This window comes from Halomicrobium katesii DSM 19301, from assembly GCF_000379085.1.
Taxonomy (GTDB): Archaea; Halobacteriota; Halobacteria; order Halobacteriales; family Haloarculaceae; genus Halomicrobium; species Halomicrobium katesii.
Map to the genome: position 1 here is coordinate 69,920 of NZ_KB905379.1, position 15,259 is coordinate 85,178.

The 15,259-nt window shown below is 67.0% G+C and carries 12 protein-coding genes; 7 read left to right on the forward strand and 5 right to left on the reverse strand.

Annotated features, from left to right (window positions below; translation table 11 throughout):
• The first annotated feature begins 202 nt into the window (after positions 1-202).
• Positions 203-1,657 (forward strand): DUF6498-containing protein, encoded by a 1,455-nt coding sequence (locus HALKA_RS0115900; RefSeq protein WP_018258930.1) that lies wholly within the window; start codon positions 203-205, stop codon positions 1,655-1,657.
• Between the two features lie 117 nt (positions 1,658-1,774).
• The gene (locus HALKA_RS0115905) at positions 1,775-2,641 is read left to right on the forward strand and encodes a universal stress protein (RefSeq protein ID WP_018258931.1); all 867 of its coding nucleotides are present in this window, start codon (positions 1,775-1,777) and stop codon (positions 2,639-2,641) included.
• 114 nt (positions 2,642-2,755) lie between these two features.
• Here HALKA_RS0115905 and HALKA_RS0115910 read toward each other — a convergent pair whose 3' ends face one another.
• Entirely contained in the window at positions 2,756-3,190 is a 435-nt protein-coding gene (locus HALKA_RS0115910; RefSeq protein ID WP_018258932.1) for a pyridoxamine 5'-phosphate oxidase family protein, read from the reverse strand.
• A 1,208-nt stretch (positions 3,191-4,398) separates the two neighbouring features.
• Positions 4,399-5,166 carry an IclR family transcriptional regulator gene (locus HALKA_RS0115915; RefSeq protein ID WP_018258933.1) on the reverse strand — a complete coding sequence of 256 codons (768 nt, stop codon included), beginning with the start codon at positions 5,164-5,166 and terminating at the stop codon, positions 4,399-4,401.
• A 175-nt stretch (positions 5,167-5,341) separates the two neighbouring features.
• Between HALKA_RS0115915 and HALKA_RS0115920 the strand changes: the two genes are divergently transcribed.
• Positions 5,342-6,145: an aldo/keto reductase gene (locus HALKA_RS0115920; RefSeq protein WP_018258934.1), complete on the forward strand. Its 804-nt coding sequence runs from the start codon at positions 5,342-5,344 to the stop codon at positions 6,143-6,145.
• A 59-nt stretch (positions 6,146-6,204) separates the two neighbouring features.
• On the opposite strand, the gene HALKA_RS0115925 is transcribed toward HALKA_RS0115920, so the two are convergent.
• Positions 6,205-7,302: a Gfo/Idh/MocA family protein gene (locus HALKA_RS0115925; protein WP_026190362.1), complete on the reverse strand. Its 1,098-nt coding sequence runs from the start codon at positions 7,300-7,302 to the stop codon at positions 6,205-6,207.
• Positions 7,303-7,517: 215 nt separating this feature from the next.
• On the opposite strand from HALKA_RS0115925, the gene HALKA_RS0115930 reads away from it, so the two are divergent.
• Positions 7,518-9,353 carry a DUF2264 domain-containing protein gene (locus HALKA_RS0115930; protein ID WP_018258936.1) on the forward strand — a complete coding sequence of 612 codons (1,836 nt, stop codon included), beginning with the start codon at positions 7,518-7,520 and terminating at the stop codon, positions 9,351-9,353.
• Positions 9,354-9,362: 9 nt separating this feature from the next.
• Here HALKA_RS0115930 and HALKA_RS0115935 read toward each other — a convergent pair whose 3' ends face one another.
• Positions 9,363-10,700 carry a nickel pincer cofactor-dependent isomerase, group 22 gene (locus HALKA_RS0115935; protein WP_018258937.1) on the reverse strand — a complete coding sequence of 446 codons (1,338 nt, stop codon included), beginning with the start codon at positions 10,698-10,700 and terminating at the stop codon, positions 9,363-9,365.
• A gap of 105 nt (positions 10,701-10,805) precedes the next feature.
• Between HALKA_RS0115935 and HALKA_RS0115940 the strand changes: the two genes are divergently transcribed.
• Entirely contained in the window at positions 10,806-11,657 is an 852-nt protein-coding gene (locus HALKA_RS0115940; RefSeq protein WP_018258938.1) for a fumarylacetoacetate hydrolase family protein, read from the forward strand.
• A 107-nt stretch (positions 11,658-11,764) separates the two neighbouring features.
• On the opposite strand, the gene HALKA_RS0115945 is transcribed toward HALKA_RS0115940, so the two are convergent.
• Positions 11,765-13,096: a glycerate kinase type-2 family protein gene (locus HALKA_RS0115945; RefSeq protein WP_018258939.1), complete on the reverse strand. Its 1,332-nt coding sequence runs from the start codon at positions 13,094-13,096 to the stop codon at positions 11,765-11,767.
• 95 nt (positions 13,097-13,191) lie between these two features.
• Between HALKA_RS0115945 and HALKA_RS0115950 the strand changes: the two genes are divergently transcribed.
• Positions 13,192-14,067, forward strand: a complete 876-nt coding sequence (locus HALKA_RS0115950; RefSeq protein WP_018258940.1) for a CehA/McbA family metallohydrolase — start codon at positions 13,192-13,194, stop codon at positions 14,065-14,067.
• Complete coding sequence (locus tag HALKA_RS0115955; protein WP_018258941.1) at positions 14,068-15,240, forward strand: MFS transporter; 1,173 nt, start codon at positions 14,068-14,070, stop codon at positions 15,238-15,240.
• The last annotated feature ends 19 nt before the right edge of the window (positions 15,241-15,259 follow it).

Below are 15,259 nucleotides of genomic sequence, written 5' to 3' on the forward strand. Positions count from 1 at the left end.
TAGCAGCTAAGCTATATTTTATCAGACCGTCGGCCGGGAGGGCGTGGCCGGTAACGAACGACACCTCGTCGGAGCACAGCCAGACGATGGTCTGGTTCACGTCGAGGACACGCTCGCACTCGTCTTCGTCGATCTCCGGGAGCGTCGCCCACTCTCTCCCCGGTCAGTACGCTTATGAGCCACTGTCCGTAACTCCCCGGCGATGCCCTCCACGAGCAGTGAGCGCCTGCCGACAGCGGCGGGGTTCGTTCCGGTCGCCCTCGCGAATCTGGTCCCGCTGGTCGGCGTCGTCCGACTGGGCTGGGAGCCAGAGACGCTGCTGGTCGTCTACACGCTGGAAGTGCTGTTCGCGTTCCCGCTGGCGGGCGTGAAGGCGCTGTTCGCACGGCAACCGCCCCGGACCGACCACGAGGGGTCGACCGTCATCAGCGTCTCGGACGAGCTGACCCGAAAGCGCGGGAGCGTCACGGTGGTCCCGTGGCTGCCGCCGGTCTACCCGCGGAACGTGCCCTTCGCCCTCGCCGTCGGCGGTGTCGCCGCGTGGTTCGGAATCGCCATCGGCGTCGTGGTCAACGAGACGATCCCGATCACCACGGTCGTCAGCCAGCCGGAGGTCCTGTTGAGTGTCGCCACGCTGGTCGTCGGCCAGACCGTCGAGACCTGGCGGGACTTGCGGGACGGACACCACGAGACGACCACGCCGTACGCCGTGATCGAGACGCCGGCCCGGCAGGCGTTTTTCCTGGCGTTCGTCCTGTTCGTCGTCCCGGTGACGGCCGTGGCCGGCACGGGTGCGACGCTCGGCGTGTTCGTCGTCGTCAAGACCCTCGTGGAGTGGTCGGGCTATCGAGCGAGCCACGGCGACGGCGGGCGACTTACCGGGTGGCTCTCCGGACCCGACGAGTCGGGCCGTGAGCGAGAGGTCGACGACGTGCCCGCGGGCGAGCCCGACGCGCGCGTCCGGACGGACGGCCGCGCGGTGCTGTACACCGGCGTACTCCGGGCGCTGAGTGAGCGAGCGCCCGTCTACGCGACGTCTTTCGTCATCGTCTGGCTCTTCTCGCTCGTGATCCTCGGCGGAGAGGAGCCCTCGCGGCAAGTCGCGCTCGGCTCCGGTCTCGTCCTGGTCTGCCTGTTCGTCGCGCTCCTGGCGGCGCGTGTCGGGACGTTCTACCTCAGGGACGGGGCGCTCGAATACCGCCGGTACGACGACCGAATCGTGGCGTACGACAGCCTGCTCGACGAGCCCCAGTGGTGGGCCTCGATCGGGTCGCTGCGCGACGCCGAGGTCGTGTCCGATCGGCTCCCCGACCGGCTGCTGGGGACGCGCACGATCTCGCTGGCAGCGGGCTGGGGCGACGATCCGCGGCGCTCGCTCGGACCCGTCGCCGACGCCGAGACCCTCGTGACGGCGTTCGACCTGCCCGTCAGGACGACGGCACTCGCACCCATCGATCGACGGGTGGCCGCCGTCGTCGCGGGCTGTGTCGGCGTGATCGTTCTCGCTCCAGTGGCCGTCGTGCTCGTGCCGGCGCTGTCCTCGTCGACGGCGCTGCTGTACGGGGTGTTCGTGCTGCCGTTCGCCACCCTCCCGCTGCGGGGACTCTGGAAGCGAGCGTATCCGGAGTCGAGCACAGCGGCCGAGAGCGACGTGTAGCGACAGCGGTGTGACTCGACCGGCTCGCCACGTCGTAGCGTCGACCGAGCGGACGGCCCACGGCCACCCACGGAGCGGCGGTACGTTCATACTTCAGACGGGCGAATCGGGAACACTGTGTTCGACGACATCCTCGTTCCGACGGACGGCAGTACCTGTGCAGCGGTCGCGCTCAGCGCCGCCGAAGAGATGGCGAAGCGATACGGAGCGACGATTCATCTCCTGTCCGCGGCCGATTCGCGGATCGAGGACCACACCGTCGGCGACGAGAGTCAGCACGCGGCACACGAGACGATCGTTCGCGACGCCAGCGAGGATCTCTCGGCAGAGATCGGCGTCGTAGAGGCAGTCGAGCGGGGACTGCCACACGAAGTGATCGTGGAGTACGCCGACGAGGCGTCGGTCGACCTCGTGGTCATGGGCACGCACGGGCGGACCGGCGTCCAGCGATACGTGCTGGGCAGCGTCACCGAGAAGGTGCTCCGGCTGGCCGAGACGCCCGTGCTCACGGTCCGGGGAGCGGACGCCGACGAGCGCCCGACGCCCTTCGAAGACGTGCTGATCCCGACCGACGGCAGCGACGCCGCGAACGCGGCGATCGATCCGGCCCTCGACATCGCCGGTGCGTACGACGCCAGCGTCCACGCGCTCTCGGCGATCGAGCCGCTGTCGATGGGCGTCGACGTTCGGTCACACGTCATCGTGGAGGCACTCGAAGAACGGGCCCAGTCGGCCGTCGACGGCGTGGCCGAGCGAGCCGCGAACGCGTCGCTCGGACCGATCGAAACCGCCGTCGGCTTCGGCGATCCGTACCGACAGATCAGGACCTACGTCGAGGAGAACGACATCGATCTGGTCGTCATGGGCACCCACGGCCGAAGCGGCGTCGAGCGGTTCCTGCTGGGCAGTGTCACCGAAAAGCTCGTTCGAACGTCGTCGGCTCCCGTGATGACCGTCAGACGGCCAGAGAATAGCGATAGTTAGCGACAGTTTCTCCGTTTTTACACTTATCTTGGACAGACCATATACGTAAATAGATGTCTGTAACTAGTTGGACGAATTTTTGCTTGGTACTCGTCTTCTGAAGGCATATCACCGTTAGACTTCTGTTCTCCCGGTCAGTTCGTCGGGAACGAGCCGGTAGAACTCGAACGACACTTCTCGGAGCGGTCGGTCGAAGATGTCCACCAGCGGGATGTCGACGTGTTCGAGCCCTTCCAGCGTCTCGATCTCGATGCCCTCGCGCTCGACGTCTTCGAGTCTGCCGCGGGCGACCACGCTCTGCCAGTCCCCGGACTCCTCCCGATACGTGACGAACGACGCCGGCCGGTCGTCGAGATCGCCTTTCGTGGTGTCGACGCCCACGGCCAGTCGGAAGTAGAACGTACTGGCCGCCGCGTCGTAGCCGTACGACACCGGGATCGAGTGTGGTGGCTCGTCCCCGGCGGCGAGCGAGAGAACGCCCGTCCCGCCGCTGTCGAGGATCTCGTCGCGCTCCGCGGCCGACATACTGACCGGGTTTTCTTTCGACATGCTTGACAGGACGGCGGGGAACACAATAAGTGGGCCGTGTTTAGACGCTCCTCAACCGGCGAGTCACGGGCCGTTGCGGTTGATCTAAAACCTGTCCTGAGTGCCTCATCGTGTCGATCTGTTCGCGGAGCATACGCCGCAAGAGCCGATTTGTACTGCGTCTAAACAAGGCCCAATAAGTGCACTGTCGGTAGAGTGGGGGAGCGAGGGAAGGCAATCAGCGAGTCCGTCGAGGCACACGACATCGGCGTAGTCGTGCTGGGGACCCACGGACGGACGGTATCGACCGGCACCTCGTCGGCTCAGGGCTCGCCCTCGCACTCGGTGATCGCGTCCTCGGGGATCTGGCGACGGCGGACTCCTGACGAGCCAAAAAAGGGGACGGAAGTGGCAATCCAGCGAGAGAGTGCGCCCGGACGTGACTCGTAAGCGGCGTTTGGTCGGTGAGTGGTCAGCAACCGACGACGGACGGCGCGTGTTGGGCACTTTTCGCATCGAGTGACAGTATCTAGTGTCCGGACAGAATCGGTGACTGTGGTCGAGCGATACGATACGGTGCTCGTGCAGAGACGAATCACGTCCCGTACTAGGGAAGCGAGCCGATAGCGGTCGAGTATCGTTCGACGAACGGTGACCGATGCCGAACGACAGCACTCCAGTCCAACAATGCTGGATCACAGTAGATGAACAACGAACACCGGAGCCGTCGAGACAGCGGGGCGGCGTCCCCCGCTGATCGTCGCCGGTCGACGATTTGCTTTACAGTCCTAATTCTGTAAAGTGCTGCGGCGGAGGGCCGACAGCACGAACGAACGAGGACACTGATCAGAGTGAGATCCCGTCGAGAGCGTCCCGCAATGGTCGACTCGACGACGGTAGCTAACTGGACAGAATTTGTATATACCAAATCTTATACCAGTATATAGACTTTTGTTCTCTTTTAGATAATATTGGTCGCGTTTTACTGTACAGTATTTACTAACACAGACCGCGTCCGGGATTTGTCGAGGCGAAACGGCTGTAACGTGACTTTTCTCCTGCACACAGGCAGTTTCGAGCGATGCTGGACTACCGTATGCCATAAGTGAATGTTCTCCGTGGGACGACTTCGGCTTCGCCGTGCGTCGACGCCCGTGGACGGTCGACCGTACCGTCGGACAGCAGCGTTCCAGTTGGTGCGACGAGGCCCTGACCTACCCGGTGTCGAACTACGTGTACGTGATGTTGAGTTCGATGACGTTGGCGACGCTCTTGAGCTTCGCGGGGAGTTCCGAGCGGAAGCGATCCCCCTGGAGTCGGCTCGTCGGTCCGGAGACGCTGATCGCGCCCTCGACGACGTCGTCGTTGTTCACGATCGGGACGGCGACACACCGCAGGCCCTTGACGCGGGCTTCGTCGTCGAAGGCGACGCCCTCGGTTCGGACGCGTTTCAGGCGCTCGAACAGCTCGTCGCGTTCGGTGATCGTGTTCTCGGTCATCTCCGGGAGACCGTGTCGCTCGATGATCTCGTCGACGCGTTCCTCGGGGAGGTGTGCGAGGATCGCGTTACCCAGCGCCGTGCTGTGGAGGTTGACCCGCTGGCCGACGTAGGAGTCAGTCTTGACGGCGTCGGCTCCGTGGTCCCGGTGGATGTAGATCCCCTTGCCGTTCTCCTCGACGAGGAGGTTCGCCATCTCGCCGGTCTCCTCGGCCAGGTCGGTCACTTCGTCCCGGGCGATGTCGTAGATCTGCTCTCTGCGTCGGGCCTTGCCCCCGAGCGCGAGGTGTTTGAGACTGAGCCGGTACGTGCTACCGTCCTTGACGACGTAGCCGTCCCCTTCGAGCGTGCTCAGGTAGTTGTGGATGCTGCTCTTCGAGAGCGAGAAGGCGTCGGTCAGCTCCATCAGACTCGCCTCGTTGCGGCGGCGCAACTCTTCGAGGATCTGGAAGGCCGTTTGCACTGACTGTATCTCGCCGGAGTTGTTCTGTTGGGGCATCGATGTCGTCTTTCCCGTGTGTGATAATAAAGCTACTCCACCAATACTGAACGGCGGTCGCCGATGTCCGAACGGGCGGTGGTCCGTGTCCCGGGGAAAATCGGCTGCTAGGGGCTGGACACCGGCGGTCGAGGCTTCCAAAGAGGCTAAATGAGTGGGGCCTAATCGACCAGATATGCGTCAGATGCCAGCGATTGGACTCGGTACGTGGCAAAACACCGACCCGGACACCTGTCGAGAGAGCGTCCGTCTCGCGCTCGAAGCGGGCTACCGCCACGTCGACACCGCACAGTACTACGACAACGAACGGCTCGTCGGAGAGGGCATCGCCGAGGCCGACGTGCCCCGAGAGGAAGTGTTCGTCGCGACGAAAGTCCACGCCGAGAAGTTCGGACTCGCCCACGAGGAAGTGATCGAGGGACTGGAAGCCAGCCTCGACCGCCTCGGACTCGACTCGCTTGACCTGCTGTACGTCCACTGGCCAGTGGGCAACTACGATCCCGCGGAGACGATGCCGGCGTTCGGCGAACTCCGAGAACGGGGCCTGATCGACCACGTCGGCCTGAGCAACTTCTCGGTCGAACTCCTCGACGAGGCGCTTGCTGAGCTCTCCGCCCCGCTGTTTGCCCACCAGGTCGAGATGCACCCGCTGCTCCAGCAGGACGAACTGCTGGCTCACGCGCGCGAACACGACTACAACCTCGTGGCCTACTCGCCGCTAGCACGCGGGAACGTCTTCGAGCTGCCCGAACTCCAGTCGATCGCGGAGAAACACGGCGTCAGTGAGGCGCAGGTCAGTCTCGCCTGGCTCCAGTCCAAAGACGTGGTGACGCCGATCCCGAAGGCGTCGAGCGAAGCACACATCCGCGACAACCTCGCGTCGCGCGAACTCGAACTCGACGAGGAAGACGTCGAGGCGATCGAGGCGATCGACCGGACCGAGCGGTTCGTCGAGCGCGACGGCGCACCGTGGCTCTGAGACCGGCAGCCGTCCGGTAATTCGCGACCGCGATCGAGAAGCAGTGACGGCCGACGGTATCACCAGGACGTGATCGTCACGTCGCGCAGCGGTCGGTCGAGGGGAACGTCGACGACGCCGCCGGTATAGTGTGAGACGTAGAAGCCGACGATCATCTCCAGGGATCGCACGGCCTCCGCGCCAGGCGAGTAGTTCTCCGACTCGCCCGCGAGGAGGTCCTGGACGTGGGCGGCGGCGTTGGCGAAGGAGTTCTTGTAGTCGTCGTCCCAGGTCCACTCGCCGTCGATGTTGTCCAGTGGCGTCTCGACGTGTTCGCCGTCTTCGAGCCGCCAGTAGCGCCACTCGCCGTCGTCGTTGTTGAGATAGAGTTTCCCCTCGGTGCCGACGAAGTTCAGCGTCATCGAAGAGATGTCGCGCGGGATCGTACAGTCGACCGTCACGAAGGTCCCGTCCTCCATGACCACGTAGCCGCCGCCACCGGCGTCGTCGACCGTCTCGTCGACGTCAAGCGAGTCGACGGCCTCGTTTTCGCCGGTGATGTAGCCGCTGACCTCCCGTGGCACCGTATCGAGCAGGAAGACGAGCGTGTCGAGGACGTGTGTCGAGTTGCGCATCAGCTCCATGCGGTACTGGGTGCTGACCGACCGCACGTCGCCCAGAATGTTCTCGTGCTGGATGAGATATCGGAGCCGCTGGAGCTTCTCGGTGAACCGAAACGAGTGGTTGACGACCAGTTCCGTCCCCGTCTCCGCGCAGGTGTCGACCATCTCCTGTGCCCGGGACACGTCCGAGGCGATCGGCTTCTCACACCAGATCACGTCCGGATCGGCGGGCGACTGTGCGGCGTCGATCACGTGGCCGTCGTGGAGATACGACGGCGTACAGATCGAGACCACGTCGAGGTCTTCGCTCGCGAGCATCGTCTCGTGGTCCAGATAGCGGCCACCCTCGGGAATGTCCCACGCGTCGCCGAACGTGTCGAGCTTGTCCTCGTCTACGTCCGCGACGGCGACGAGTTCGATCTCCGACGTGCTGGCGTAGCCGCCAGCGTGGCTGGCGTCGATCTTTTCGTTTCCGATGGCGTCCTCGTCGTGCATCCCGAGGATGCCCATGCCGGCGATACCGCCCGTTCCGATGATCGCTGCGTTGTAGCTCATAGTGGTCTGTGGTTCTGCGTCGTCGAGTCCAGCCGGATGGCTGGAGCCACTGCTCGACTGACCCATGCGAAGCTCTTTCGACGCCGCTATTTATAAATCCTTGAGTTTCCGCACCGAACGAGGGCATGCCGTCGGCCACGTCGGCGGTCGGAGGGGCGGCCGCGCGTCGAGGGCAGAGCCACAACATACATTGTCCACAGCGCGGTTGGGGTGGTATGGGAAATCCAGTCACGGAGAACCCACTGGAGACGCGGTCGGACGTACAGCGAGCGGTGCGACAGCTCGTCGCACCGCTGGAAGCACACCACAGTCCGGGCGGGGCGCTCGTTCGCGTCGGCGCGGCCGGCGCGTCGTTCCCGAACCACGAAGCGGGGATCGAGGGGTACGCTCGCTCGCTGTGGGGCGTCGCCACACTCGCGGCCGGCGGCGGCGAGTTCGACGGGTGGGAACGGTATCGGGCGGGACTGGTCAACGGAACGGACCCGGATCACCCGGAGTACTGGGGCACGATCGCCGACGGGCGACAGAAGGTCGTCGAGGGCTCCTGTCTGGGAACGGCGCTCGGGCTCGTCCCCGAGCGGCTCTGGGAGCCACTCGACGAGGCGGAACGCGAGCGAGTGCAGACGTGGCTGACGGCGGCCAACGGCGAGTGGATCCCGGACAACAACTGGCGCTTTTTCCGGGTGCTGGCCAACGTCGGGCTGTCGTCGGTCGGGGCCTCGTTCGACCGCCAGCAGGTCGCGACCGACCTGGACCGTCTGGAAACGTTTGCGCTGGAGAACGGCTGGTACGCCGACGGTCCGGACGCCCCGGTCGACTACTACTGTGCGTGGACGATGCACGTCGAGGGGCTCCTCTACGCCTGGCTGGCCGAGGACGATGCCGAGCGAGCGGCCCGGTTCAGGCGGCGAGCGGTCGAGTTCGCCAGCGAGTACCGCCACCTGTTCGAGCCCAGCGGGCGCGCGGTCCCCTACGGCCGGAGTCTCACCTACCGGTTCGCCCAGGCCGCGTTCTGGGGCGCGCTCGCGCTCGTCGGTCGAGACGCCGACCTCCCGTGGGGCGAGATCAGGGGGCTGTGGCTCCGGAATCTCCGGTGGTGGTTCGACCAGCCGATCTTCGCCGCCGACGGGACGCTGACCGTCGGCTACCGCTACCCCTCACAGAAGATGACCGAGCGGTACAACTCCCCGTCCTCGCCGTACTGGGCGTTTCGGGCGTTCCTGCCCCTGATCGTCGACGCGGACCACCCCTTCTGGACGGCCGAGGAACGGCCGCTGCCCGAACTCGACCGCCAGCGGCCGATCGAGGCGGCGGACCTGCTCGTCCGGCGCGAGCCGGACCACGTCGTCGCATTCACCGGCGACACCGCCACGCCCCGCTACCGGAACAAGTACGACAAGTTCGCCTACTCCAGTCACTTCGGGTTCGGCGTCGACGACGGGATCGCCGGACTCGACGCCTGTGGCATCGACAGCACGCTCGTGGTCAGTACGGACGGCGAGCACTTCCGCGGCCGGACGGGCGGTCTCGACGGCACCGTCGACGACGGCGTCGCGGCGTCGACGTGGGACCCCTTCGACGACGTCACAGTCAGGACGAAGGTGGTCCCGATCGGACCGTGGCACGTCCGCATCCACCAGCTCGAAGCCGCGCGGGCGATCGAGACCGCGGAGGGCGGCTTCGCGCTGCCGACGACCGAGGAACGGTACGCCGACGACGTGCGAGAGACGACCGAGGGACAGATGGCGGCGGTGTCGTTCGAGGACTTCAGCGGCCTCCGGGCCGTCGGCGGCGGGAACCGCTGTGAGCCAGCGGTGACCACACCGGTCCCGAACACGAACGTCCAGCATCCCCGTACCGCGGTCCCGGTCCTCTCTCGCTCCTTCGAGCCCGGCAGTTACCGGTTCGCGTCGGCCGTCCTCGGCGTGCCGGGGACAGCCAGCCCGACGGCCTGGACCGAACCGCCGACCGTCGAGTGGACCTGGTCGGGGGTCACCGTCGGCGACGGCGAGGGAGAGACGGTACAGACAGTCAGTCTCGAACAGCAGTAGCAGCGACCGTCAGTCCGCCAGCGAGGCGCTGAGCGCGCCGTCGTCGAACTCGATCGGCGTCGCTTCCTCGACGACGCGGAGGTCCGCGCGCTGGCGTGCCTCCTCGATCAGGGCCTCGGAGGCGAAGAAGCGAGCGAGGTGCATGGTGTCACGCGCCCGGACCACGCGAACGGTCTCGAGATCGACGACGCCGATGGTCGAGAGCGCCGCGACGAGACCGGCCCTGTCGCTCTCGACGACCGGCGGCAGACGGACGCCGCGGACGGTGCTGGCGGTGAGCGCATTGATCAGGGTCGTCTCGGCGTCCAGCTCGGCGACCACGTCCTCGTGGATCAGGTCCGCCGAGCCGACGCCCATCGCGTTGCCGTGGGTCGCCGCCGTCAGCCCGCGGGTGTAGATGCGCTTGATCGTCGGCTCGTCGGGTGCCGGCTCGTTGATCGCGAAGGCCCGGCGGCCGATGACGTTCGTGTCGAGCCCCTGGCCGCTGATGTCCTTGCCCTGTCTGTCGAACACGACCACGTCGAGCTCCGAGAAGGGCAGCGTCGGCATGACGTCGTAGGCCCGTTCGAGCAGTTCCCGCTCGCGGTCGAGGAAGCCACTCGGTGGGACGCCCTCGATCAGCGTCGTCTCGTCGTGCTGATCTTCCAGCAGGGCGATCCCGCCCACGACCGGCAACGCGTCGAGCAGCTGCCCGGCGATCTCCGGGATCATGTTCCGGAACGACCAGTCGACGGCCCACTCGTGGGCGATCTTCGCGCCCCGTTGCTTGCCCATCCCGATGACGAGCATCTTCGAGAGCCCGCTCTCGACGGCCCCGTCGAAGTCGGTGTGGGGCTTGACGCGGTTGATCGGGACGATGGCGTCGGCCCCGGCGGCGTGGGCGTCGGCGACGACCGGCACGTCCCGCTCGGGCGTTCGGCCCACCTCGACCACGTCCATGCTGGACCGGATCTCACAGCCGATCGACGACTCCGTGACGCCCAGTTCCGCGAGCATCTCGGCCTGTCCCTCGCCGGTCGCGCCGCCGTGGCTCCCCATCGCCGGGAAGACGAACGGATCGTACCCCCTGTCTTCGAGCGTCGAGACGGCCGCTGCGACGATCTCGGGGACGTTGTCGATTCCCCGGCTGCCGACGCCCAGCGCGATCTCGCCGCCCGCGGGCACGTCGTCGAGTTCGAGAGCATCGACGGCGCTCTCGACGTGGGCGTCGATGGCCGCGGCCGGGATCGGATCGGTCTCCCAGACCTGTTCGACGACACCGAGTTTCGGGAGGTCGAGATCGCCACACGCGTCGACGATCGTCGCCTCCGGAACCGAGAGTTCGCTGGCGCTTTGGTTTCGCTCCATGCGCCCACTGTGTGGCGAGAGCGTCATAAACGTGGCTGATACCGCCGGTCGGCGGGTGTCGACGGATCTCAAGATTTAAGGGTCGAACTGCCGCCTATCGAACTGATGCGCTTCGTTCGATACACCGACGGAACGACCCCAGCGTGGGGTCTGGAACTCGAACAGACGATTCACGCACTGTCCGATCTCCCGTGGGGAGAGCCGTCACTGAACGACCTCGCGAACCCCAGCTACCGATCACACGTCGCAGCCCGCATCGAGAACGGGGCGTCGACGCAGATCGATCCCACCGCGGTGTCGCTGCTCGCGCCGGTGCCACAGCCGGGCAAGATCGTCTGCTGTGGCCTCAACTACCACGATCACGCCCAAGAGCAAGGCGAGACGGTGCCGGACAGCCCGATGCTGTTCGGGAAGGCCCCGACCGCCGTCACCAACCCGGCAGATCCGATCGTCCACCCCGATCCCGAGGGGCCGCCCCAGGTCGACTACGAGGTCGAACTGGCCGTCGTCGTCGGCGACACGATCTCCTCGGTCGACGAGGCCGACGCCTACGACCACATCGCCGGCTACACCGTGCTCAACGACGTGAGCGAGCGAACGGCCCAGAACGAAGACGGGCAGTTCTTCCGGGGCAAGAGCTACGACACGTTCGCCCCGATGGGGCCACGACTGGTCACCGGCGACGACATCGATCCGAACGCCCTCGACGTGGAGTTGCGCGTCGACGGCGAGACGAAGCAGTCTTCGAACACCGAGCAGTTCATCTTCGACGTGGGCGAGCTCGTCGCCTACATCAGCGAGGCCATGACGCTGCGGCCCGGCGACGTGATCTCGACGGGGACGCCCGGCGGCGTCGGCATCTTCCGCGATCCGGTCGAGGTGCTGGAACCGGGCCAGACGGTCGAGGCAGAGATCGAAGGTATCGGAACGCTTCGGAATCCGGTCGTCGGCCGATAGGGGCGACGAGCGCGGCCGGCGGAGTCGCTCGTACTGTCGGCCGTCCATCTGTCCGCGATTTCGATATCCCGACAGCGAATCCCGTCACGAAGAGACAGCCGACAGTATCAGGCGCGGTCGGGAACCACGAGGACCACGACGTCGTTGACGTTCGTTCCCGTGGGGCCGGTCCGGATCGTCGCGTCCGCCTCGCTCAGGAACCGGCCCGCGTCGTTGGCGGCGAGCGCCTCACGGGCGGCCGCCCGATCCGCGACTGTCTCGCCGTCGACGAGCGCGCCAGCGACCGCCGAGCTCCCGTCCTCGCCGTCGCTGTCGGCGGCGGCGACGACCGTCTCGCCGGTCAGTTCGATCCCGGCCGACAGCGCGAGTTCCTGGTTGGGACCGCCGGTCCCGCCCTCGCCGGTGATCGAGACGGTACACTCCCCGCCGGCCAGCACGACTGCCGGCGGTTCGATCGGGTCGCCGGTGGCGGCGATCTCCTCGGCGACGGCCAGCAGGGTCGTGCCGGCCTCGCGGGCCTCGCCACGCAGGCGCGAAGTCACCACGAGCGGCGTGTACCCCGCCTCGCGTGCGACATCGCGGGCCGCGTCGAGCGCCAGCGCGTTGTCCCCGACCAGGTGCGTCCGGACGCGCTCGGCCGACAGCGCAGCGGTGGTCGGCGTTTCCGATCGCCGACCCGCGTCCCCGGCCGCGAGGTGCGAGGCGACGGCGTCCGGCGGCGTAACGTCGTACCGTTCGAGCACGGCCAGGGCGTCGCCGTAGGTCGTCTCGTCCGGGACCGTCGGCCCACTGCCGATGGCCGACAGGTCGTTGCCGACGACATCCGAGAGGACGAGCGTTGCGACCGTGGCCGGCGCGGCCGCCCGTGCGAGGCGGCCCCCCTTGATCTCCGAGAGGTGTTTGCGGACCGCGTTGATTTCGTGGATGGGCGCGCCGCTGTCGAGCAGCAGCGCCGTCGTCTCGCGGAGCTCCGTCAGCGAGAGGTCGCCGGTCGGAGCCGTCAGGAGTGCGCTCGTCCCGCCGGTGACGACCGGGAGCACGAGCGTCTCGGCGTCGGCGGCCGCCACCAGCTCCAGCAGGTCGGTCGTGGCCCGGACGTTGCGCTCGGACGGAAGCGGATGGTCGCCGGTGACACACCGGACGCGGTCGCCGTCGGTCGGGTGTTTGGTCACGACCAGTCCGTCGGTAACGTGGTCGCCGAGGATCGATTCCAGCGCGGCGACGACGCCGCTGGCGGCTTTCCCGCCGCCGACGACGAACACGTCGCGGTACGCGGTGAGGTCGTAGTCGGTGTCGGCGATCGACAGCGTGCCATCCGTGACAGAGACGGTCGACCGGATCGCCGCTTCGGGTGCTGCGGCGGCGACGGCGCGTTCGAGACAGTCGAGTGCGAGAGCGTGGGCCGGACTGCGCTCCAGTGTCGCTCGGTTCTCGATCATGGCTCACCGTGCGTGCTCCGACCCAAAAGAGTGTGTGTTCGAGAGCGGGCAAAGTGGCAGTGGATTTAATACCATCCGATTGATTCGCCAACAGTATGCAGATCGAACACCCCTACACCGGCGACGGGCGTTGGCTGCGAGGGAACCTCCACACGCACACGACGGAGACCGACGGCGCGGACAGCGTCGAGGACGTACTCGACGCCTACGAGTCGATCGGACACGACTTCCTCGCGATCTCTGACCACGACCTGCTTGTCGATCCCGACCGGTATCGGGCGGACACGTCGCTGACGCTGTTGCCGGCCGTCGAAGTGACGGCGAACGGCAGCCACGTGGTACACGTCGGGGCGACGGCGGTCGTCGAGCCGCGGGCGGACCGCCAGACCGTCGTCGACGACATCCGAGAACAGGGGGCGATGGCGATCCCCGCACACCCCAACTGGGAGGCCGACTTCGACCACTGGCCACAGCGCCGGCTGTCGGAGCTGACCGGCTATCACGGCATCGAGATCTACAACGGCAACATCGAGCGGTGTCCGGGCACGCCGCTGGCGACCGATCGGTGGGACCAGCTCCTGTCGGCCGGGCGGCGCGTCTGGGGCTTCGGAACGGACGACGCCCACGACGCGGTCGATATCGGGAACGCCTGGACGGTCGTACAGGTGGCCGAGCGAACGCCCGCGGCGGTGCTCGAAGCCCTGACTGCCGGACAGACGTACGTCTCGACCGGCGTCGGTATCGAGCGAATCGCGGTCGAGGACGGGAGCATCGAACTCGACGCGAGCGAGCGCGTGACGGCCCGTCTGGTGAGCGACTGGGGGCGGGTCCAGCGAACGAGAGCGGGCGAGACGGTCCGGTTCCACCTGCCGGACGATCTGGTCTACGGACGGGAGCACAGCTACGTTCGAGTGGAATGTCGTGGCCGGGGCGACGACGCGGCCTGGACCCAGCCGTTCTACCTGGCATAGATGGAGCGGGGCTATCGACACGTCGTCCTCGCGAGTTGCGTGCTCGCCTTCTTCGGGAGCCGCGTCGGCCAGCTCGTCATCAGTCCGCTCGTCCCAGAGATCACCGGGGCGTTCGAGGTGTCGAAGGGGTCGATCGGTGCGGCGCTGACGGGCATGTGGGCCGCGTACGCGCTCGTGCAGTACCCCGCCGGTGTCTTCGGTGACCGGTTCGGCGAGCGCCCGGTCGTGCTGGTCTCGCTCGCGACTGCGGCCGTCGGAAGCCTCCTGCTCGCCGTCGTGGCGACCTTCCCGCTGTTCGTCCTCGTCGTCGTCGCCCTGGGCGCGGGCGTCGGACTGTACTACAACGCCGGGACGACGCTCCTCGCTCGGGAGTTCGACGGCGTCGGTCGAGCGATCGGCGTCCATCGGATCGGCGGACAGGCGGCGGGCCTGCTGGCCCCGATTTCGGTCGCGGCCGTGAGCGTCCGGTTCGGCTGGCGGGCCGGGTTACTGGTCGGGGTCGTCGCCGCGCCGATACTGCTCCTGTTCTGGGCGGCCGTCCGGCCCACGCCGCCGCGTCGGCCGGACGTGAGCGTCCATCGACAGTTCGACGCGGGCTTGCTCCGGGACATCCTCTCTCGGCCGGTGCTGGCCTACGGGACGGCGGTGGCCGTGCTCGCGGAGTTCGTCGGGATGGCGGCCACGTCGTTTCTCCCGACCTTTCTGGTGGCCGCACAGGGGTTGTCCCTCCAGCGAGCGAGCCTGCTGTTCTCGCTGTACTTCGTCGTCCTGGCGGTCGCCCAGCCGGCGACCGGCTGGCTGTCGGACGCCGTCGGTCGCGCCCGAGCGACGATGCTTGCGCTGGCGAGTGGCGTCGCCGGGTACGCCCTGCTGGTCGGTGCCACGGGCCTGGTGCCGGTCGTCGCCGGGGTCACGCTGGCCGGGTACGCGATGAGCTGGAGCACGCCGATCCAGGCGCTCTTTCTCGATCAGCTCGGCCGTGCGGAGCGGGGCACCGGCTTCGGACTCGTGCGGACCGTGTACGTCTTGCTCGGGTCGCTCGGAAGCGTCGTCACGGGCGGCGTCGCGGATCGACTGGGCTGGACGGTCGCGTTCGGCATGCTCGGTCTCGTGCTCCTGTCGGCGGCGGGGCTCGTCGGCGCGGCACAGCTCGCGAACGTCGAAGCGTCGTGACGTCGGCCGCTCGCCGCGG